The organism is Streptomyces sp. 3214.6 (assembly GCF_900129855.1).
Lineage (GTDB): Bacteria > Actinomycetota > Actinomycetes > Streptomycetales > Streptomycetaceae > Streptomyces > Streptomyces soliscabiei.
Map to the genome: position 1 here is coordinate 2926532 of NZ_LT670819.1, position 19813 is coordinate 2946344.

Sequence of the window (19813 nt, forward strand, 5' to 3'; positions counted from 1 at the left end):
GCGTCGCGGTCACTCGGTCTCACTGTGCTCACGAAGGCCCCGCCTTATGGTGGGGCTCGTTCTTTTTGACCGTTTTATCTGGGGTTTACATCACGTCGAACCAACTCTTTCCCATGTTTGGAGGAGCACTGGTCGTCGTGCTGGAATGCCTGAACTGCCCAATAGTCAATGACGTACTCATGGTCGATGGCTGACCGGGCTCTGAGACACTGCGGCACGACGAAGGTGCCGACCGCCGAGAGGTTGTTGGTCGAGTGAGGCGAAGCAAGAAAAGTCCCGAGCCGACGGCCCGGGGCAACTTCACCCCGCCGCCGCGCGGAGCGGCGACCGCCCCTGCGCCCGGCTCGGAGCCGACGGCCGCGCCCGCCAAGAGCGGTGGCCGTCTCTCCCCGCGCAACTGGCGGGTGCCGACCCGGCTGAACGCGATTCTGCTCATACCCGTGGTGGTCGGCCTGGTCATGGGCGGCTTCCAGGTGAAGAGCTCGATCGACACCTGGCAGGAGGCCGAGGACGCGGAGAACACCGCGCGTCTGGTGCGGGCCGCCCTGAGCTACGGCGACGCCCTCTACAAGGAACGCGACGTCACGGCCGCCCCCCTCCTCGCGGGCAAGCAGAACGACGCGACGGTCACCGCCGCCCGCCAGGCCACGAACACCGCGGCCGACGCCTTCGACAAGGCCGCGCAGGACATGCCGGCCAAGGCCGGTCTGCAGCGCCGACTTCAGCTGTTCCGCACCGCGGAGACCAAGCTGACCTCGCTGCGCGCGGCCGCCTACACCTCCAAGCTCACCGGCGTGCAGACCGAAGAGGGCTACACCCAGGTCGCGCACCCCCTGATGGAGTTCTCCAACGAGCTCGGTCTGGGCACCGGAAACATCACCTCCTACGGCCGTACCGTCTACGCCATCTCGCTGACCAAGGCCGCGCTGTCCCTGGAGCGCTCGATCGGCATGCACCTGCTGATCAAGCCGGGCCCGCAGGACACCGACTTCGCCAAGCAGAAGGTCTCCCTCTCCTCCTACGCCTACCTCGAGGGCATCGCCATCGAGGAGTACATCGGCGGCGGCACCGCGGCCGACGCGAAGAAGCTGGACGAGGCCAGCGCGAAGATCAAGAGCGACGGCGCCGCACAAGCCGCCGCCGCGAAGCAGAAGGACCCGAACTACGTTCCGCCGCCGTCCGACCCGACCACGATGGTCGGCGCCATCTCCACGATGGAGACGACCTCGGGCGCCGAGCGCGCCGGGCTCGCCGAGAAGGGCATCAGCAAGGAGAACTGGTGGGCGGTCACCACGCTGAAGTACGACGCCTACCGGCAGATCGAGTCGGACATGGCCGACAAGGCCGTGACCGAGGCCTCGGACATCGCCGCTGACGCCAAGACCTCCGCGATCATCACCGGTGCCGCGGTCGTCGTCGCCCTGCTCCTTGCGTTCATCCTCGCCGGCGCGGTGGCCCGCCAGATGAGCCGTGCGATGCGCCAGCTGCGCAACGCCGCCTTCGGCATCGCCGAGCAGCGCCTTCCGATGCTGGTCGACCAGCTCTCCCGCACCGACCCCGGCCGGGTCGACACCCGCGTGCAGGCCATCCCGATCACCACCACGGACGAGATCGGCGAGGTCGCCCGCGCCTTCGACCAGGTCCACCGCGAGGCCGTCCGGCTCGCCGCCGAGCAGGCCCTGCTGCGGGGCAACATCAACGCGATCTTCACCAACCTGTCGCGCCGCAACCAGTCCCTGATCGAGGGCCAGCTGACCCTGATCACAGACCTGGAGAACAACGAGGCCGACCCGGACCAGCTGGAGAACCTTTTCCGCCTGGACCACCTCGCGACCCGTATGCGCCGCAACGGCGAGAACCTCCTGGTCCTCGCAGGCGAGGAGCCCGGCCGCCGCTGGGACCAGCCGGTCCCGCTGGTCGACGTGCTGCGCGCCGCCTCCTCCGAGGTGGAGCAGTACGAGCGCATCGAGCTGTCGGGCGTCCCGGAGGCCGAGATCCACGGCCGCGCCGTCACCGACCTCGTGCACCTGCTCGCCGAGCTGCTGGAGAACGCCACGACGTTCTCCTCCCCGCAGACCAAGGTCCGGGTCACCGCGACCCGTCTTCCCGACGGCCGCGTGATGATCGAGATCCACGACAAGGGCATCGGTCTGACCGCCGAGGACTTCGCGGACATCAACCACAAGCTGGCCAACCCGCCGACGGTGGACGCCGCGATCTCGCAGCGCATGGGCCTGTTCGTGGTCGGCCGGCTGTCCGACCGGCACGGCATCCGCGTCCAGCTGCGTCCCTCGGGTGAGCAGGCCGGCACGACCTCGCTGGTCATGCTGCCCGACGCGATCACGCACGGTGGCGGTGGCGGCGAGCACCAGCCCGACCGCGACGAGTTCACCGTCTCGCAGATCATCCCGGAGCAGAGCTTCCGCCCCGGCGGCGAGGACTTCAACACCGGCCTGCCGATGCGCACCGCCGCCGAACTCGGCTTCGACGACAGCCAGTACGAGGTCCCCGACGACATCCGCGAGCTGGACCCGGTGGGCCGCTCCCTGATGCGCGAGGAACGCCGTGCGGCACTGGAGACCCAGTCGGGCCCGGATCAGCCGGGGCAGCCGGGTCAGCCGGCCGGGCAGCAACAGCAGCAGTCCGGCGAGACGCCCGCCTTCGGCGAGAGCTTCGACTCGACCCGTCAGCAGCAGGCCTTCGACGCGGGCCAGAACGGCTACGATCCCGCCCAGAACGGCGCCCGCAACGGCTACGACAACAGCGCGACCGGCTATGCCGAGCAGCCCGCGGCGTTCGACCAGCAGACGGCGTACGAGGAGCAGCAGCGCCCGGCGTACGACGATCAGTACTTCGCGCCGAACGGCGGTGCGCCGCAGGCCGACTCCTACTCCACCAACGGCGGTCTGCCGCAGAACGACGGCTTCCCGTCGAACGGCGGTTACCCGGACCCCGCCTATGCGGAGCCCGCCCAGGAGGAGCGGCCGGCGTCCCCCGCCACCGCCTCCGAGGGCTTCCAGCCGTACGAGGAGCAGCAGTCCTACCAGGACGACTGGCCCCAGCAGCCCCAGCAGAACGGCCACACGAGCGGTTACCAGAACGGCTACCCGGACCAGTACGCTCCGGAAGCGGAATCCGCGCCGGCCGCTGACGCGGGTGAGCAGAACCGCGTAGGCTTCGACCGTCCGGGACCAACCCCCTCCGCCTCCCACGCACTGACCGACGCCGGTCTCCCCCGCCGCGGCTCCGCCGCGAGCGGTGCGAACGGCTCGGGAACCGCGAAGCAGGAAGCGTCGGCCACCTCTTCTCAGAGCACGGGCGGCGGCGACATCTGGCGTTCGGCGAACGACGAGCGCTGGCAGCAGGCCTCCGCTCTGAAGAAGCCCAAGGCGGGCGGGGTCACCTCCTCCGGCCTGCCGCGGCGGGTGCCCAAGGCCAATCTGGTCGAGGGCGCGGCCGAGAGCACCCCTCAGGGAGGCCCTCAGGTCTCCCGCGCCCCGGAGGACGTCCGAGGCAGGTTGAGCAACCTGCGTCGGGGCGTCCAGCGGGGACGCAATGCAGGAAGCAGTGAAACGAACGGTCAGGGCTTCGGTTCTGACAGCACCTACAACCAGGAGCGTTAGTGTGAGCCCGATGAGCCAGGCGGCACAGAACCTGAACTGGTTGATCACCAACTTCGTGGACAACACCCCGGGGGTGTCCCACACGGTGGTGGTCTCCGCCGACGGACTCCTTCTGGCGATGTCCGAAGGCTTTCCCCGCGACCGTGCCGACCAGCTCGCGGCCGTCGCCTCCGGTCTGACGTCACTGACGGCAGGCGCCTCCCGGATCTTCGAGGGCGGCAGCGTGAATCAGACGGTTGTGGAGATGGAGCGGGGATTCCTCTTCATCATGTCCGTATCAGACGGTTCCTCGCTCGCGGTTCTCGCTCACCCCGAGGCGGACATCGGTCTCATTGGGTACGAGATGGCCCTTCTGGTGGACCGTGCGGGTTCGGTCCTGACGCCCGACCTTCGTGCGGAGCTCCAAGGCAGCCTGCTCAACTGACAGACGGACGGTGCGTTTTGGCGTCCCGAGGCCGTAGGGTTTCGGGACGCGGCTTCCACGTGATGGGCGCCAGGCACATTCGGAGGAGGAGAGAAAGTGGCAACACCCCCAGGCGGTTCGAATTCGGGTAACTGGTCGTACGGCCCTGCCCAGGGCCAGGGCGATGGTTCCCAGAACGCGAACCGTTACAACTTCCCCTCCGCGCCCAGCCAGCAGAGGCCGTACTCGCCGCAGGGTCCGCAGGGCCCCGGGCCGTCCCCGTACGACCAGCCGCCGGCGCCGCGCATCCAGCCCGTGCAGCCGCATCGCCGTACCCCTGAGGCGGCCCCCGCCGGGGCGTCGAACAACCCGCTGGTGCGTCCGTACGCCATGACCGGTGGCCGGACCCGCCCGCGTTACCAGCTCGCCATCGAGGCGCTGGTGCACACCACTGCGCAGCCGCACCAGATGCAGGGCCAGCTGCCCGAGCATCAGCGGATCTGCAACCTCTGCCGAGAGATCAAGTCGGTCGCCGAGATCTCGGCGCTGCTGACCATCCCTCTCGGCGTGGCCAGGATCCTCGTCGCCGACTTGGCGGAGGCGGGACTGGTCGCCATCCATCAGCCCGGCGGCGACGAGAGCGCCGGCGGCCAGCCAGACGTGACACTGCTCGAAAGGGTGCTCAGTGGACTTCGCAAGCTCTAGCGGGGGTCCCTCCCGCTCCACCACTTCCGCGAAGATCGTGGTGGCGGGCGGCTTCGGCGTGGGCAAGACCACGTTCGTCGGGGCTGTTTCGGAGATCAATCCGCTGCGCACCGAGGCCGTCATGACGTCCGCGTCGGCGGGTATCGACGACCTCACCCACACCGGGGACAAGACCACCACGACGGTCGCCATGGACTTCGGCCGTATCACCCTGGACCAGGACCTGATCCTGTACCTGTTCGGCACCCCCGGCCAGGACCGCTTCTGGTTCATGTGGGACGACCTGGTGCGCGGCGCCATCGGCGCGATCGTGCTCGTGGACACCCGTCGTCTCGCCGACTGCTTCCCCGCGGTCGACTACTTCGAGAACTCGGGTCTGCCGTTCGTGATCGCCCTGAACGGCTTCGACGGGAACCAGCCGTACAACCCGGACGAGGTGCGGGAGGCCCTGCAGATCGGGCCGGACACGCCGATCATCACGACCGACGCGCGGCATCGCGCCGACGCGAAGTCCGCGCTGATCACTCTTGTGGAGCATGCGTTGATGGCTCGCTTGCGGTAGTTCGCGTGCGGCCACCGGGCTGCCTCTGACGGTTGTGCGCCGGCTTGTGGGCAGTCCGTGGCTGGTCGCGCCCACGCGGCGGAGCCGCATACCGAAACAGCCCCGCGCCCCTTGGGCATGTAGAAGGGCCCCTCTCGTGGAGAGGGGCCCTTCTTCGTGGTTCTTGCCGCGGGCTCAGTGCCAGCTGTGCGGGGCCCGGAAGCCGCCCTCGCGCTCCAGGCGGCGCCAGCCGGCCTTGGGGCGGCGGTGGTGCGCCTCGGGGGTCTCGGAGGAGCGGGCGGCGGCGCGGGCCAGGAGGATCGCCGTGATGGCGGCGACTTCCTCGGGCTCGGCGTGGCCCTTCTCGACGCGGATGTCGGGAGTGTTCATGGGTGTCAGTCTCCGGGAGAGAGGTTTCCGCAGGGGTACCGCGAAGGATCCGCAGGGTTACTGCGGGGGGTTGCCGTGCTTGCGCGAGGGCAGGTCGGCGTGCTTGGACTGCAGCATGGCGAGGGACCTGATGAGGACCTCGCGGGTCTCGGCGGGGTCGATGACGTCGTCGACCAGGCCGCGCTCCGCCGCGTAGTACGGGTGCATCAGCTCGGACTTGTACTCCTTGACCATGCGGGCCCGCATGGCCTCGGGGTCCCCGGCCTCGGCGATCTGACGCCGGAAGATGACGTTGGCGGCACCTTCGGCGCCCATCACGGCGATCTCGTTCGTCGGCCAGGCGTAGGTGAGGTCCGCACCGATGGACTGGCTGTCCATGACGATGTAGGCACCTCCGTACGCCTTGCGCAGGATCAGCGAGATCCTCGGCACGGTCGCGTTGCAGTAGGCGTAGAGCAGCTTCGCGCCGTGACGGATGATTCCGCCGTGCTCCTGGTCGACGCCCGGGAGGAACCCGGGGACATCCAGGAAGGTGACGATCGGGATATTGAAAGCGTCACACATCTGGACAAAGCGTGCAGCTTTTTCCGACGCCTCGATGTCCAGGACGCCGGCGAGGGACTGCGGCTGGTTGGCCACGATGCCGACGACCTGGCCGCCCAGCCGGCCCAGGGCGCAGATGATGTTGCGGGCCCAGCGCTCATGGACCTCGACGTACTCGCCGTCGTCGACGATCTCCTCGATGACCTTGGTCATGTCGTACGGGCGGTTGCCGTCCGCCGGGACCAGGTCGAGCAGGACGTCGCTGCGGCGGTCGGCCGGGTCGCCGGACTCGACGCGCGGGGGGTTCTCGCGGTTGTTCTGCGGGAGCAGCGACAGGAGGTAGCGGACCTCCGCGATGCAGGTCTCCTCGTCGTCGTACGCGAAGTGGCAGACGCCGGAGGTCTCGGCGTGCACGTCGGCGCCGCCGAGGCCGTTCTGGGTGATCTCCTCGCCGGTGACCGCCTTGACGACGTCCGGGCCGGTGATGAACATCTGCGAGGTCTCGCGGACCATGAAGACGAAGTCGGTCAGGGCGGGGCTGTAGGCCGCGCCGCCCGCGCAGGGACCGAGCATCACGCTGATCTGCGGGATGACTCCGGAGGCCTTGGTGTTGCGCTGGAAGATGCCGCCGTAGCCGGCGAGCGCGGAGACGCCCTCCTGGATGCGGGCGCCGGCGCCGTCGTTGAGGGAGACGAGCGGGGCGCCGGCCGCGATGGCCATGTCCATGATCTTGTGGATCTTCGTGGCGTGGGCCTCGCCCAGCGCGCCGCCGAAGATGCGGAAGTCATGGGCGTAGACGAAGACCGTACGGCCCTCCACCGTGCCCCAGCCGGTGATGACACCGTCGGTGAACGGCTTCTTGGCCTCCAGGCCGAACCCGGTCGCCCGGTGCCGGCGCAGCTGCTCGACCTCCTGGAAGGACCCGGGGTCCACAAGCAGCTCGATCCGCTCCCGGGCGGTCAGCTTGCCCTTGGCGTGCTGCGCCTGGGTCGCCTTCTCGCTCGGGCCGGCCAGCGCCTGGGCACGGATCTCGTGCAGCTCGGCCACGCGGCCGCGCGCGTCCGTGGGTTCCCCGGTCGGCTCACCCGTCGTCTCTTCCAAAACGGTCATGTAGCGACCTTACGAAGCCCGCCAAGAAAAGAGGGACGTCGACTCCGTACAGTCTCCGACGCGTTTTCCTGGTAGCACTGAACAGAACCAGGCGGGCACACAGGCGTTCCAACTGCTCAGGGGGCCTGGGGCTTGTTCAGGTCGAACAAAGCCGGGGCTGAGACCCGGCTCACATTCGAGGGGGCGCATGCCCTCCCCAGGGTGAACGGGAGGACCCGGACGGCCGTTCACGATCATCACATGGAGCAATCAGGGGAACACACTCCGGATTATGTTGAATGTTGAACGGAATAGGTCTACGGTCGGTCGCGTTGACGTCCTTGAAGATTAAACATCATCGATCTTCCTCGTCCCGTCCCCGTCTCCGTCCCCGTCCCCCTCCCCACCCAAGGAGCACGTCATGGGCATCTTCGGCCGCAAGAACACCGACGAGACCGCCGCCGACGCGGTGAACCCCGACCTCGCCGCCCTGACCGGCGACTACACGATCGACCCGGCGCACTCGACGCTCGGCTTCGTCGCGCGCCACGCGATGGTCACCAACGTCAAGGGCAAGTTCATCGACTTCACCGGCTCGCTGCACCTGGACGGCTCGGACCCGTCGAAGTCCACCGCCACCATCGACGTCAAGATGGACAGCATCGACACCGGCTCCGCCGACCGTGACGGCCACCTGAAGAGCTCGGACTTCTTCAAGACCGACGAGTTCCCGACGATGACCTTCCGCTCCACCTCCGCCGAGGCGCTCGGCGGCGACGACTACCGCATCACCGGCGACCTGAGCATCCTCGGCGTCACCAAGCCGCTCACCATCGACCTGGAGTTCAACGGCGCCGCCAAGGACCCGTTCGGCAACGAGCGCGTCGGCTTCGAGGGCAAGGCCGAGATCCTGCGCTCGGAGTGGGGCCTGACCTGGAACGCGGCGCTGGAGACGGGCGGCGTCCTGGTCTCCGACAAGATCAAGCTGAACTTCGACATCTCGGCGATCAAGAACGCGTAAGACAGCCGTCGAATTTCGTAAGAAATCGGCGGATAGGGGCCGGAAGCGAGTAGCTCCCGGCCTCTCGCTGTGCTCTGTGTCACAGTCACGAGGCATGAGCACCATGACCGGACCCCAGCACTACCCGGGCGCCAACCGCGACCACTGGTACCAGGACCACTTCGGCGGTGACCGCATGGAGGTCAACGTCGTCGTCCTGCACACCACGGAGGGCAGTTCGCTGCCCGACTACCAGGGCGGCGCCGTCGCGCCCAACCTGACAGCGGTGCCGGACTTCGCCGCCAAGCGGCTGAAGTGGTACCAGCACTTCGACATCGATGTCTCCTCACGCGCGCTGGCCAACCCGCCCGGCGGCGTCCAGACGAACACGCTGAACGTGTGCCAGGCGGAACTCGTCGGCACCTGCGACCCCGACGTCCACGCCCGGCTGAGCGCCGGCGACCGGGCCCACGTCTACTGGCCGAAGGCCCCGGAGTGGGCGCTGCGCGGGGTCGCCCAGTACCTGGCGTGGATGCACATCCACCACAACGTGCCGCTGCAGGGGCCGACGCTGTGGCCCGCGTACCCGAAGTCCGCGGGCAACGGGGGCGGGCAGCGGATGAACGGGGCGCAGTGGAACGCGTTCAAGGGCGTGTGCGGGCACATGCACGTGCCCGAGAACGCGCACGGGGACCCCGGCGGGATCGACTTCGGCGGGCTGCTGGGCTTCGCGAAGGCGGCGGTCCAGGACTGACGGGGGTCCGCCCGGGCCGACCGCGGTCCACGTGGACTGACGGCTGTTCACGTGGACCGGGTCGGTGGCCGCGGCTTCCGGCGGTCAGGCGTCGAGGGCGGGGGCACGGGGGAAGGAGAGAGCGATGGCCGCTCGGTCGGGCGGCGGCGAAGGGGGGCGGGGCCGGTGGGAGACCGCGATCATGTCGAGTTCTGGGGGAATGCTTTCTTTGGGCCCGTCATCGGATCGGCGACCGCTGCCCCGCCGTTCGGTGCCGTGTCCAACCTGCCAGGCGCACCTGCCCTGTTCACGGGCCGGGACACCGAGGCCGAGCGACTGTTGGACATCCTCGATCCGGCCGCCGGGCCCGGCAGAGCCGTCGATGACGGTGTCCATGTCGGCGTCGGTGTCGCCGCCGTCGCCGGTCTGGGCGGTGTGGGCAAGACGGCCCTCGCCCTGCACGTGGCGTACGCGGCACGCGCACGGGGCTGGTTCCCCGGCGGGGCGCTCTTCGTGGACCTGCGCGGGTACGACGAGGTCCCGGCGACCCCCGAGCACGCCGTGCTGTCGCTGCTGCGGGTGCTCGGCGAGGACGGGCCGGGCGACGAGGACCTCTTCGGCCGCTACCGTGCCGAACTCGCCCGCCGCGAGCCGGTGTTGATCGTCCTCGACAACGTCTCCGACCCGGCTCAGGTCGCCCCCCTGCTGCCCGGGGAAGGCGACGGGCACCGCGTGCTGGTGACCTCCCGGGACGTCCAGGACTCCCTCCCCGTACGGCAGTTCACGATCGGCTTGCTGGAGACCGACGACGCCTGTCTGCTCGTGGACCGCTCCCTGCGAGAACACGACCCCGAGGACCGGCGCGCCACCGAACAACCCGACGCCGTCCGTGAACTGGCGGCCCTGTGCGGCCACTTGCCCCTCGCCCTGCTGATCGCCGCCGCGCTGCTACGACGCCGTAAACCTCGCCCGGTCAGCACGCTGACCGCCGAACTGCGCACCGCCGCCGACCGGATCCGGGCGCTGCGGTTCAAGGGGGTGGACCAGTACCGGCGGGAGCTGGCGCTGCGGCCGGTCTTCGATGTGATGTACGGCCGGTTGGAGCCCGAGGTGGCCCGGGTGCTGCGGGCGCTGGGGCAGGCGCCCGCAGCCGAGGTGTGGATGGGCTCCGCGGTCGTCCTCGCGAACATGGAGCTGGAGGAGTTGCGGCCTTTGCTGGACGACCTGGTCGCCGCGTCCCTGCTGACCGCGGACCCCGGCGGCGAGCTGTGGCGGATGCACGACCTGGTCCAGGTGTACGTCCGCAGCGTGTCGGACGCGGACCCGGAGACCGCTCAGGAGACGGAGACCGCCCTGGGGCACCTCCTCGACATCTCCGAGATCGGTGTGCGGTCCGCCAACAACTGCCTCTGGCCCGGCATGCACCCCGAGGTCCCCGACTCCTTGGACTCCTTCGGCGGCGACTACCTGCGCGCGCTGAACTGGCTCGACGTGGAACGCCAGATGCTCCTCGGCCTGGCCCGGTGGATGGACACGGACGCCCCGGAGCGGGCCAGGAAGGCCATGGCACTGGGGCTCAATCTCGACATGTACCTGCATCTGCGCCGGGCCCACCACGACTGGCTGGAGGTGGCGACGGCCGCGCACCGGACCGCGCGGCGTCTGGGCGACACGGCGGCCGAGGCCGCCGCGTGCCAGTCGCTGGGCATGAGCCTGGCCACCCTCGGCCGGGGCGAGGAGGCGGTCCCCTTTCTGCGCCGCGCGACAGAGCTCTGCGCCGAGACGCGGAACCAGCGGGCGGAAGGCGGCGCGTGGGCGAACCTCGGGATCGTCCTGAGCAGGCTGGGCAGGTACGCCGAGGCCGTCCGGGCCCATCGGAGCAGCCTGCGCCTCTACGAAGCGCTCGGCGACCGGCGCGCAAAGGGAGCCGCGCTCCTCAACTACGGCGTCACCCTCCACGCGCTGGGACGATACGACGACTCGCTCGCCAACACCCGCAAAGCCCTCCGCATCGCTCTCGAACTGGGCAACAAGGCCGGCGAGGCGACCGCGCGATCCCACCTGGGCCACCTCTCGCTGGCGGCCGGCCGCCCCGACCTGGCCGCCGACGAGTACCTGCGCTCCGCCCGCCTCCACACCGCACTCGACAACCCCCACGCGGCAGCGACAGCTGCCCTCTGCAACGGCCAGGCCCTGCGTGTCCTGGGCCGCCACGCCGAGGCCGAATACGCCCTGAGAGCCGCCGCCGCCTGCTTCGAATACGCCGGCTCGGAGAAGGAAGCGAAGCAGGCCCTGCGGCTGGCCGCGCAACGGTATGACGCCGGCGGGCCGCCCGGTGCCCGGTGAACCGGGCTCGGCGCGAACCCGTGCTACTTCCCCGCGTAAAGCCGCGCCGGATCCACCAGCACCACACTCCCCGGTCGTCGGCCGCGCGCAGTTCGTCGCTGAACCCCGCGTCGCCGCCGACACCTGGAGCGACTTCCTCACTCAGCTCGGGTCCGTCGCGTGATTCGAGCCGCCACCCCGCACGACGTGCCCGAGATACGCGCGATGATTCGCGAGCTCGCCGAGTACGAGAAGGCCCTGGAGCAGGCTCGGGCCAGCCAGGAGCAGCTGCTTGAGGCGTTGTTCGGGGAGCATCCCGCCGCGTTCGTGTTGATCGCCGAGGATGACGAGAACGGGCAGGTCGTCGGGTTCGCGTTGTGGTTTCCGCGGTTCTCGACCTGGACCGGCACGCGTGGCATGCATCTGGAGGATCTGTTCGTGCGGCCGCAGGCCCGTGGTGGTGGGTATGGCAAGGCGCTGCTCGCGTCGCTCGCCGCGCTCTGCCGGGAAAAGGGTTACGAGCGGTTCGAGTGGTGGGTGCTGGCCTGGAACGAGCCGACGATCGACTTCTACAAGTCGCTCGGGGTGGAGTTCCTCGACGAGTGGAGGGTGTGCCGCCTGAGTGGTGAGCCCCTCGACGCGCTCGCCTCGCTCGCTCCCGTTAGGCGTTCCGGGGACTGACGCGGCAGGTGGCTGAATCAGCCCCCTTGTGTGAGGGGTCGGGGCGTTCCCATAATCCAGCAACAGATTTGACCTGACCATGTCAGCGCATGGGCCCTCCTTTGCGGTATGCGTTGACATGTCCCCACCAAATCCAGGCCAACCCCCCACGGAAGGCAGCACTTTGAAGAAGCTCCTCACGGCGCTCAAGAGATTCGCCGCCGTCGGCGCCGCCGCCCTCGCGATCGCCAGCCTCCAGCCCCTCTCGGCCGCGCAGGCCGCGCCCGCGCCCGTCATCGGCGGAACCCGCGCAGCGCAGGGCGAGTTCCCGTTCATGGTCCGGCTCTCCATGGGCTGTGGAGGCGCGCTCTACACCCAGCAGATCGTGCTCACCGCCGCGCACTGCGTCAGCGGGACCGGCGCCAACACCAGCATCACCGCCACCGCCGGCGTCGTGGACCTGCAGTCCACCAGCGGCCGGGTCCAGGTCAAGTCCACGTACGTGTACCGGGCCCCCGGCTACAACGGCAACGGCAAGGACTGGGCGCTGATCAAGCTCGCCTCGCCCATCACCACCGTGCCCACCCTGAAGATCGCCACCACCACGCAGTACAACACCGGCGACTTCACCGTCGCCGGCTGGGGCGCGGCCCGCGAGGGCGGCGCCCAGCAGCGCTACCTGCTCAAGGCCACGGTGCCGTTCATCAGCGACGCGACCTGCAAGGCGTACGGCGGCCTCTACAGCGGCCTCGTCGCGGGCGACGAGATCTGCGCCGGCTTCGCCGCGGGCGGCGTCGACACCTGCCAGGGCGACTCCGGCGGCCCGATGTTCCGCAAGGACAACGCCGGCGCCTGGATCCAGGTCGGCATAGTCAGCTGGGGCGACGGCTGCGCCCGGCCCAACGCCCCCGGCGTCTACTCCGAGGTGTCCACCTTCGCCTCGGCCATAGCGTCGGCTGCGGCCTCGCTCTGACCCACACCCCGGCCGCGTAGGCCACCCCCGCAAGCCACCTCGTACGAGGTCCACGGGCCCGGCGCCACCCTGCGCCGGGCCCGTGCCCGTAGGCTTCGCGCCCGTGGCCCGGTCCTCACGTCTGTCAGAACCCTCCGCCGAAGTCGCCGCCACCCCCGCCGCCGCCGAAGTCCCCTCCCCCGCCGTCGCCGAAGCCGCCGCCGAAGTCGCCGGGGTCGAAGTCGGCGCCGGAGACGTCACCGCCCTGGTAGCCGCCGAAGTCTCCGTAGCCCGTGCCGTAGTCGGCGGCGTAGGACGGGGTCGCCATCAGGGAGCCGAGCATCGTGCCGACGAGGAGGCCGGGCAGGATGCCGCCGCCGAAGTAGCCGCCCGCCCAGGGGCCGTAGGCCGGTCCCGCCTCCCAGTAGGGGCGGCGGCCGTAGTCGCTGTCGACCTCGCGGATCACCGGGTCGCGGCCGTCGGCGAGACGGGTCGCGTCGGCCGCGCAGACCGGGACCTCACGGGTGGCCCCGCCGGGCGGCGTCCAGGTGGCGTCGGTGACCGAGGGGCCGTGGCGGGGGTCGAAGAAGCAGGGCGGACGGCGCTCGGGCAGCGGCCTTCTCTCGCGGCGGGCGGCGAGTTGGGCGAGGGAGAAACGGCCGTCCTCCAGCGCCTGGGTGACCGGGCGGACGTCCTCCGGACGCAGGGCCGCCGCCATCAGCGACTTCGCCTCCTCGTAGGCGTCCAGGGCGCGTTCGTAGTCGGCGCGCATGGCGTCGTCGGCGCCCGCTTCGGCCGGGTGGAAGTCCAGGCGGTCGAGTTCCTCGCCGAAGGCCGTGATGTCCTCGTCCACGACGACCCGCAGCCGGTCGAGAGCGGCCCGCTGCTCCTCCGCGCGCCGGCGGCGGTTGCGCCGCACAAGGGCGTACGCCCCGGCGCCGCCGGCCACCAGGACCGCGCCCGCGGTGATCAGCGCGGTGGACGAGATGCCGTCGCCGCCCGAGGAGCTCCAGCTCGCGGGGGCCGAGCCACCCATGTTGGCCAGCGCCCGGTCGGTGAAGTCCGTCAGCTGGCTGTTGGCGTCTCTCTCGCCGCGGACACTGGTGACCAGGTTCTGGACGGCCGTGCGGGGCAGGACCGAGGAGTCGGCGCGGGCGTCGAAGCGGTCGCCCAGGCGGATCGCGTACAGACCGGTGACTCCGGTGGCGGTGCGCAGGTCGGTGAACAGGTTCTGCGTGGGCCGGCCGGCGGGCAGGACGGCGATGAAGAGCGGTTTGCCGGCGTCCTCGATCCGCTGCTGGAGCGCGTGCGCGTCCGCCTGGGACAGCTCGCCGCTCGCCTGCGGATCGACGTAGACCGGGCTCTCGCGGAGGGAAGCGGCGATGGCCGAGACGCTCGTCGGATCAGTGGTGGCCGCGGTGGCGCGCGGGGCGCCCGCCGGCATGAGGACGGCCAGGACCATGAGGACGACGAGCGCCAGGGCCGGCAGCGGTCCGGTGAGGCCTCGGGGAGGGCGGGTCGGGATCGCGACCTTCATACCTCGAAGCTACCCGAAGCCCCATGAAACCGGACACACAGTGGGGTCGGGGCCTACTCCGCCGGGTCGACTCCCGCCCGCAGCAGCCCGTAGGTGTAGGCGTCCTCCAGGGCCTGCCACGAGGCGGCGATGACGTTGTCCGCCACGCCCACCGTGGACCACTCGCCCGTGCCGTCGCTCGTGGAGATCAGGACGCGGGTGGTGGACTGGGTGCCGTGGACGCCCTCCAGGATGCGGACCTTGTAGTCGACCAGGTCGAGCTTGGCCAGCTGGGGGTAGATCTTCTCCAGCGCCACGCGCAGCGCGCGGTCCAGGGCGTTGACGGGGCCGTTGCCCTCCGCCGTGGCGACGATGCGCTCGGCCTTGGCCCACAGCTTGACCGTGGCCTCGTTGGCGTGGGTGCCGTCGGGGCGGTCCTCGACGATGGCCCGCCAGGACTCCACCTCGAAGTACTTCAGCGGGCTGCCCTCGACCTCGCCCCGCAGCAGCAGCTCGAAGGAGGCGTCGGCGGCCTCGTAGGTGTAGCCCTTGAGCTCGCGCTCCTTGACCCGCTCCACGACCCGGCCGACGAGTTCGCGGTCGCCTCCCAGGTCGACGCCGAGCTCCTTGCCCTTGAGCTCGATGGACGCGCGCCCCGCCATGTCCGACACCAGCATCCGCATGGTGTTGCCGACCTGCTCGGGGTCGATGTGCTGGTACAGGTCGGGGTCCACCTTGATGGCGGAGGCGTGCAGACCCGCCTTGTGGGCGAAGGCGGACACTCCCACGTACGGCTGATGCGTGGACGGGGTGAGGTTGACGACCTCGGCGATCGCGTGCGAGATGCGCGTCATCTCACGGAGCCTGCCGTCGGGCAGGACCTTCTTGCCGTACTTCAGCTCCAGGGCGGCGACCACCGGGAACAGGTTGGCGTTGCCGACCCGCTCGCCGTAGCCGTTCGCCGTGCACTGCACATGCGTCGCGCCCGCGTCCACCGCGGCGAGGGTGTTGGCGACCGCGCAGCCGGTGTCGTCCTGGGCGTGGATGCCGAGGCGGGCGCCGGTGTCGGCGAGGACCGTGGAGACGACGGCCTGGACCTGCGCGGGAAGCATGCCGCCGTTGGTGTCGCACAGGATGACCACGTCCGCGCCGGCCTCGGCCGCCGCCCGGACGACCGCCTTGGCGTACTCGGGGTTCGCGCGGTAGCCGTCGAAGAAGTGCTCGCAGTCGATGAAGACCCGGCGGCCCTGGGCCTTCAGGAAGGACACCGTGTCGCTCACCATCGCCAGGTTCTCGTCCAGCGTGGTGCGCAGGGCTAGCTCGACATGCCGGTCGTGGGACTTCGCGACCAGGGTGATCACCGGCGCGCCCGACGCCAGCAGCGCCTTGACCTGCGGGTCCTCCGCCGCCTTCGTGCCTGCCCGGCGGGTCGAGCCGAAGGCGACGAGCTGGGCGTGCTGGAAGTCGATCTCCTGCTGGGCGCGGGCGAAGAACTCGGTGTCGCGCGGGTTGGCGCCGGGCCAGCCACCCTCGATGAAGCCCACACCGAAGTCGTCCAGATGCCGGGCGATGGCCAGCTTGTCGGCGACGGTGAGGTTGATGCCCTCACGCTGCGCGCCGTCGCGCAGGGTGGTGTCGAAGACGTGGAACGAATCGTCGAGTTCGCTGGTTGCGGTCATGGTCTGAAGGCTCCTGTGTCGGATCTCGGTCGTTACCGGATGACCGGCTCCACCGTCCCCCCATGGTCCCTCGCGCTCTCGCCTCCGGCTGTGGGTGGGCCAGAAAAGCGAAAAACCCCTCGCGGGTGCGAGAGGTCTGCGCGCGGGTCGAGGACGACGATGGCCGCTCGTACCTGGTCGTACGGAGCGGTCACTGCGGACCGGCGCGCCTGCTGCCAATAATCATGGCGAACGAGAGCACGGACGCAGTCTGGCACAGACCGCCCCGGTGCTCACCGGGTGTCTCAGGATGCGAGCAGAGCGCACTCGGGCGCGGAACCCGGAGACGCCGAAGGGCCACCCCGGACGGAGTGGCCCTCGACGGGACTTTCGAACCCGCCCTCAGCCCAGCTCGTGCATCCAGCCGTGCTTGTCCTCGGCCGTGCCGCGCTGGATGTCCAGCAGGGCCTGGCGAAGCTTGAGGGTGACCTCGCCGGGCTCGCCGCCCGACTGCTGCCACTCGCCGCTGGTGCGCTTGACCGTGCCGACCGGGGTGATCACGGCGGCGGTGCCGCAGGCGAAGACCTCCTGCAGCGTGCCGTTCTCGGAGTCGCGCTGCCACTGGTCGACGGAGACGCGGCCCTCCTCGGCCTCGTAGCCGAGGTCGCGGGCGACGCTGAGGAGGCTGTCACGGGTGACGCCCTCCAGGATGGAGCCCGTCAGCGACGGCGTGATGATCTTGTTGCCGTACACGAAGTACAGGTTCATGCCGCCGAGTTCCTCGACCCACTTGCGCTCGACCGCGTCGAGGTAGCAGACCTGGGCGCAGCCCTGCGCGGCGGCCTCGGCCTGGGCGAGCAGGGAGGCGGCGTAGTTGCCGCCCGTCTTGGCGTCGCCCATGCCGCCGGGGACGGCGCGGACGTGCTCCTCGGAGACCCAGATGGAGACGGGCTTGACGCCACCCGGGAAGTAGGCGCCGGCCGGCGAGGCGATCACGATGAAGAGGTACTCGTTGGCCGGCTTCACGCCCAGGCCGACCTCGGTCGCGATCATGAAGGGGCGCAGGTAGAGGGATTCCTCGCCGCCGTGTGCGGGCACCCAGTCCTTGTCCTGGCCGACGAGGGCGTCACAGGCCTCGATGAACGTCTCGACCGGCAGTTCGGGCATGGCGAGCCGGCGTGCGGAGCGCTGGAAACGCTTGGCGTTCTGGTCGGGGCGGAAGGTGGCGACGGAGCCGTCGGGACGGCGGTACGCCTTCAGGCCCTCGAAGATCTCCTGCGCGTAGTGCAGGACCATGGTGGCCGGGTCGAGCGGGATCGGCGCGTACGGAACGAGCTGACCGTCGTGCCAGCCGCGGCCCTCCGTCCACTTGATCGTCACCATGTGGTCGGTGAAGTGGCGGCCGAACCCGGGGTTCGCCAGGATCGCCTGCCGCTCGGCGGCGGAGAGCGGGCTGGCGGAGGGCTTGAGCTCGATCGTGGGCGTCGTCATGAGTGGTGTCCTTCACCGGTTGTGTAGTGACGGGCCGCGCTCACGTCCGTATGGCCGATGGCCCGTACCAGGACGTCCGAGCTTTCCCTCATACCGCGGCTCCGCGTTCGATTATCGCAAGCGGCGGACGAGGGCCAAAACGGCGTGAATGCGACCCAGGGTTGATGGTGACACCCGGCGGGGGACATGCGGAAGCCGCCGGGTGCTGATGCGAACCCGGCGGCTTCGAAAGGTTTCGTGCAGCGCGGGTCAGCCGGCTACTCGTACGGAGAGCGCGTCACCGATCTCGGAGGTGCTGCGCGCGGGCAGCGCACCGCGCTCCTCCAGGTCGATCGCGACGGCGTCCTCGATGCGGACCGCCTCGGCCTCGTAGCCGAGGTGGCGCAGGAGCAGGGCGACGGACAGGACCGTGGCGGTGGGGTCGGCCTTGCCCTGGCCGGCGATGTCCGGGGCCGAGCCGTGCACGGGCTCGAACATGGACGGGAACTCGCCGGAGGGGTTGATGTTCCCGCTCGCGGCGACGCCGATGCCGCCGGAGACGGCCGCGGCGAGGTCGGTGATGATGTCACCGAAGAGGTTGTCGGTGACGATCACGTCGAAACGGCCGGGGTCGGTGACGAGGTAGATCGTCGCCGCGTCGACGTGGATGTAGTCGGTGGTGACCTCGGGGAACTCCTCGGCCACCTGGTTGAAGATGTTCGTCCACAGGTGACCGGCGAAGGCCAGCACGTTGTTCTTGTGGACGAGGGTGAGCTTCTTGCGGGGGCGGGCCTGGGCGCGGGCGAAGGCGTCCCGGACCACGCGCTCGACACCGAACGCCGTGTTCACGGAGACCTCGGTGGCAACCTCGTGCGGGGTGCCCTTGCGGATGGTGCCGCCGTTGCCGGTGTACGGGCCCTCGGTGCCCTCGCGGACCACGATGAAGTCGATCTCGGGCTGGCCGGCCAGCGGCGTGGCGACTCCCGGGAGGAGCTTCGACGGACGCAGGTTGACGTGGTGGTCGAAGAGGAACCGCAGCTTCAGCAGGAAACCCCGCTCCAGGACACCGGAGGGGACGCTCGGGTCGCCGATCGCGCCGAGCAGGATCGCGTCGTGCCGGCGAAGCGCCTCGGCGTCGGCGTCGGTGAGGGTCTCACCAGTGGCGTGGTAGCGCCGGGCGCCGAAGTCGTACTCCTTGGTCTCCAGCTTCACATCCTGCGGGAGGACGGCGGAGAGGACCTTGAGACCTTCGGCCACGACCTCCTGGCCGATGCCGTCACCGGGAATCACTGCGAGATTGAGGCTGCGAGACATGCGGGAACCCTACTCCTCGTCCCATGGGATGACACGGACCGTCCGCCATACGGACATGGCGGCCGGGGTGCGAACGGGAGGGGGCGAGGTGCGGCGCGGGGCCCGAAGTCCCGTTCGGGGCCCGCGCCGCACCCCCTGCGGGTGCGGCTCCCGGACGTGCGGCGGCTGGGCTCAGTGGCCGGTCTCGCCGCCGTTGTCGCGGCGGTCGAGGGCGCGCTGGAGGGCGGCGGCGGCGTTCTTGCGGTCGGACTCGCTCGTACGGGAGATGTGACGGACTCGGCGGCGGACGGTCGTCTCGGCCATGGGAAATCGACTCCTTCGAAATCCAGGGAGCACGGGAGGGGATACGAGACGCCGGGGGGCGGGGAGCGGGCCGCAGGGATTGCCTGCGCGGGGCCCGGCTCACGACCGCCATTCGCTTGGTCGAGCGAGACGTTCGGCTCCTACAAAGCTAAGGGAGGAGCACGCGCCTGTCTCTACAATTAGTCGGACTTCCTACTATCTGAGACGGCGTACGGGGTCACACCCCGCTGAGCTGCGGTTTCGCTGACGCCCGCGGCTCCCGGACCAGCGCCCGAACGGCTGATCCTGGGCGCGGGCGCGACATCGGGTTCCGGCAACGGGAACGGTGAGGTCATGAGCGACACGGCCAAGGCACTACTCGAGGGCGGTCCGGACGATCTGCCCGAACGGATCGTCCCCCTCCCGCCCCCCGGATCCGATGTGAAGATCGAGTTCCTCGGCGGATACGAGCACTTCAAGGCGACCTCGCGGCACGGGAACACGCCGGAGGGCAGGCTGCCCGTGTACGAGTGGTGGGAGCGGACCGAGCTGCCCGGGTGAGGAAGTCCTCCGCCCCGGCAGAGCACCAGCGGCTCGCGCGGCGCGGCG

Annotated in this window: 17 protein-coding genes; 10 read left to right on the forward strand and 7 right to left on the reverse strand. The window is 70.0% G+C overall.

The window, feature by feature from the left end; genetic code table 11:
• The first annotated feature begins 254 nt into the window (after window positions 1–254).
• The 4 genes from B5557_RS13025 (at window position 255) to B5557_RS13040 (ending at window position 5293) form a co-directional block, all read left to right on the forward strand.
• Window positions 255–3623, forward strand: coding sequence for a sensor histidine kinase (locus B5557_RS13025; protein ID WP_079659279.1), 3369 nt, complete (start codon window positions 255–257; stop codon window positions 3621–3623).
• A 10-nt stretch (window positions 3624–3633) separates the two neighbouring features.
• Window positions 3634–4047 carry a roadblock/LC7 domain-containing protein gene (locus B5557_RS13030; protein ID WP_037781109.1) on the forward strand — a complete coding sequence of 138 codons (414 nt, stop codon included), beginning with the start codon at window positions 3634–3636 and terminating at the stop codon, window positions 4045–4047.
• 96 nt (window positions 4048–4143) lie between these two features.
• Complete coding sequence (locus B5557_RS13035) at window positions 4144–4731, forward strand: DUF742 domain-containing protein (RefSeq protein WP_079659280.1); 588 nt, start codon at window positions 4144–4146, stop codon at window positions 4729–4731.
• On the forward strand, window positions 4712–5293 hold the full coding sequence (locus B5557_RS13040; protein WP_026248371.1) for a GTP-binding protein: 582 nt from the start codon (window positions 4712–4714) through the stop codon (window positions 5291–5293). The genes B5557_RS13035 and B5557_RS13040 overlap by 20 nt, the downstream gene beginning before the upstream one ends.
• A gap of 174 nt (window positions 5294–5467) precedes the next feature.
• Here B5557_RS13040 and B5557_RS13045 read toward each other — a convergent pair whose 3' ends face one another.
• Together B5557_RS13045 and B5557_RS13050 are read right to left on the reverse strand one after the other, a co-directional pair.
• Window positions 5468–5662: an acyl-CoA carboxylase subunit epsilon gene (locus B5557_RS13045; protein ID WP_079659281.1), complete on the reverse strand. Its 195-nt coding sequence runs from the start codon at window positions 5660–5662 to the stop codon at window positions 5468–5470.
• A gap of 57 nt (window positions 5663–5719) precedes the next feature.
• Window positions 5720–7252, reverse strand: a complete 1533-nt coding sequence (locus tag B5557_RS13050) for an acyl-CoA carboxylase subunit beta (RefSeq protein WP_173877826.1) — start codon at window positions 7250–7252, stop codon at window positions 5720–5722.
• 463 nt (window positions 7253–7715) lie between these two features.
• On the opposite strand from B5557_RS13050, the gene B5557_RS13055 reads away from it, so the two are divergent.
• The 5 genes from B5557_RS13055 to B5557_RS13075 all read left to right on the forward strand — a co-directional run bounded on the left by B5557_RS13055 (window position 7716) and on the right by B5557_RS13075 (window position 12985).
• Entirely contained in the window at window positions 7716–8315 is a 600-nt protein-coding gene (locus B5557_RS13055; protein WP_079659283.1) for a YceI family protein, read from the forward strand.
• Window positions 8316–8409: 94 nt separating this feature from the next.
• The gene (locus B5557_RS13060; RefSeq protein WP_079659284.1) at window positions 8410–9048 is read left to right on the forward strand and encodes a hypothetical protein; all 639 of its coding nucleotides are present in this window, start codon (window positions 8410–8412) and stop codon (window positions 9046–9048) included.
• A 255-nt stretch (window positions 9049–9303) separates the two neighbouring features.
• Window positions 9304–11373 carry a tetratricopeptide repeat protein gene (locus tag B5557_RS13065; RefSeq protein ID WP_143688174.1) on the forward strand — a complete coding sequence of 690 codons (2070 nt, stop codon included), beginning with the start codon at window positions 9304–9306 and terminating at the stop codon, window positions 11371–11373.
• A 159-nt stretch (window positions 11374–11532) separates the two neighbouring features.
• Complete coding sequence (locus tag B5557_RS13070) at window positions 11533–12033, forward strand: GNAT family N-acetyltransferase (RefSeq protein ID WP_079659286.1); 501 nt, start codon at window positions 11533–11535, stop codon at window positions 12031–12033.
• 163 nt (window positions 12034–12196) lie between these two features.
• Window positions 12197–12985 carry a S1 family peptidase gene (locus tag B5557_RS13075; protein ID WP_079659287.1) on the forward strand — a complete coding sequence of 263 codons (789 nt, stop codon included), beginning with the start codon at window positions 12197–12199 and terminating at the stop codon, window positions 12983–12985.
• Window positions 12986–13109: 124 nt separating this feature from the next.
• Here the strand turns inward: B5557_RS13075 and B5557_RS13080 are convergent, their stop codons facing one another.
• The 5 genes from B5557_RS13080 to B5557_RS45690 form a co-directional block, all read right to left on the reverse strand.
• Window positions 13110–14501 carry a hypothetical protein gene (locus tag B5557_RS13080; RefSeq protein ID WP_079659288.1) on the reverse strand — a complete coding sequence of 464 codons (1392 nt, stop codon included), beginning with the start codon at window positions 14499–14501 and terminating at the stop codon, window positions 13110–13112.
• Between the two features lie 53 nt (window positions 14502–14554).
• A complete protein-coding gene (gene cimA, locus B5557_RS13085; protein WP_079659289.1) occupies window positions 14555–16159 on the reverse strand; it encodes a citramalate synthase in 1605 nt (534 codons plus the stop codon).
• Window positions 16160–16540: 381 nt separating this feature from the next.
• Window positions 16541–17629, reverse strand: coding sequence for a branched-chain amino acid aminotransferase (locus B5557_RS13095; RefSeq protein WP_079659290.1), 1089 nt, complete (start codon window positions 17627–17629; stop codon window positions 16541–16543).
• Between the two features lie 249 nt (window positions 17630–17878).
• Window positions 17879–18922: a 3-isopropylmalate dehydrogenase gene (locus B5557_RS13100; RefSeq protein ID WP_079659291.1), complete on the reverse strand. Its 1044-nt coding sequence runs from the start codon at window positions 18920–18922 to the stop codon at window positions 17879–17881.
• 171 nt (window positions 18923–19093) lie between these two features.
• Window positions 19094–19225 carry a hypothetical protein gene (locus B5557_RS45690; RefSeq protein WP_099935881.1) on the reverse strand — a complete coding sequence of 44 codons (132 nt, stop codon included), beginning with the start codon at window positions 19223–19225 and terminating at the stop codon, window positions 19094–19096.
• Between the two features lie 333 nt (window positions 19226–19558).
• Between B5557_RS45690 and B5557_RS13105 the strand changes: the two genes are divergently transcribed.
• On the forward strand, window positions 19559–19765 hold the full coding sequence (locus B5557_RS13105) for a DUF5988 family protein (protein ID WP_079659292.1): 207 nt from the start codon (window positions 19559–19561) through the stop codon (window positions 19763–19765).
• Window positions 19766–19813: the final 48 nt, after the last annotated feature.

Coding starts and splice junctions, on each gene's coding strand:
- B5557_RS13055 (WP_079659283.1), top strand. CDS start 7,716: ATGGGCATCTTCGGCCGCAAGAACACCGACGAGACCGCCGCCGACGCG.
- B5557_RS13045 (WP_079659281.1), bottom strand. CDS start 5,662: ATGAACACTCCCGACATCCGCGTCGAGAAGGGCCACGCCGAGCCCGAG.
- B5557_RS13095 (WP_079659290.1), bottom strand. CDS start 17,629: ATGACGACGCCCACGATCGAGCTCAAGCCCTCCGCCAGCCCGCTCTCC.
- cimA (WP_079659289.1), bottom strand. CDS start 16,159: ATGACCGCAACCAGCGAACTCGACGATTCGTTCCACGTCTTCGACACC.
- B5557_RS13105 (WP_079659292.1), top strand. CDS start 19,559: ATGAGCGACACGGCCAAGGCACTACTCGAGGGCGGTCCGGACGATCTG.
- B5557_RS13060 (WP_079659284.1), top strand. CDS start 8,410: ATGAGCACCATGACCGGACCCCAGCACTACCCGGGCGCCAACCGCGAC.
- B5557_RS13080 (WP_079659288.1), bottom strand. CDS start 14,501: ATGAAGGTCGCGATCCCGACCCGCCCTCCCCGAGGCCTCACCGGACCG.
- B5557_RS13100 (WP_079659291.1), bottom strand. CDS start 18,922: ATGTCTCGCAGCCTCAATCTCGCAGTGATTCCCGGTGACGGCATCGGC.
- B5557_RS13030 (WP_037781109.1), top strand. CDS start 3,634: ATGAGCCAGGCGGCACAGAACCTGAACTGGTTGATCACCAACTTCGTG.
- B5557_RS45690 (WP_099935881.1), bottom strand. CDS start 19,225: ATGGCCGAGACGACCGTCCGCCGCCGAGTCCGTCACATCTCCCGTACG.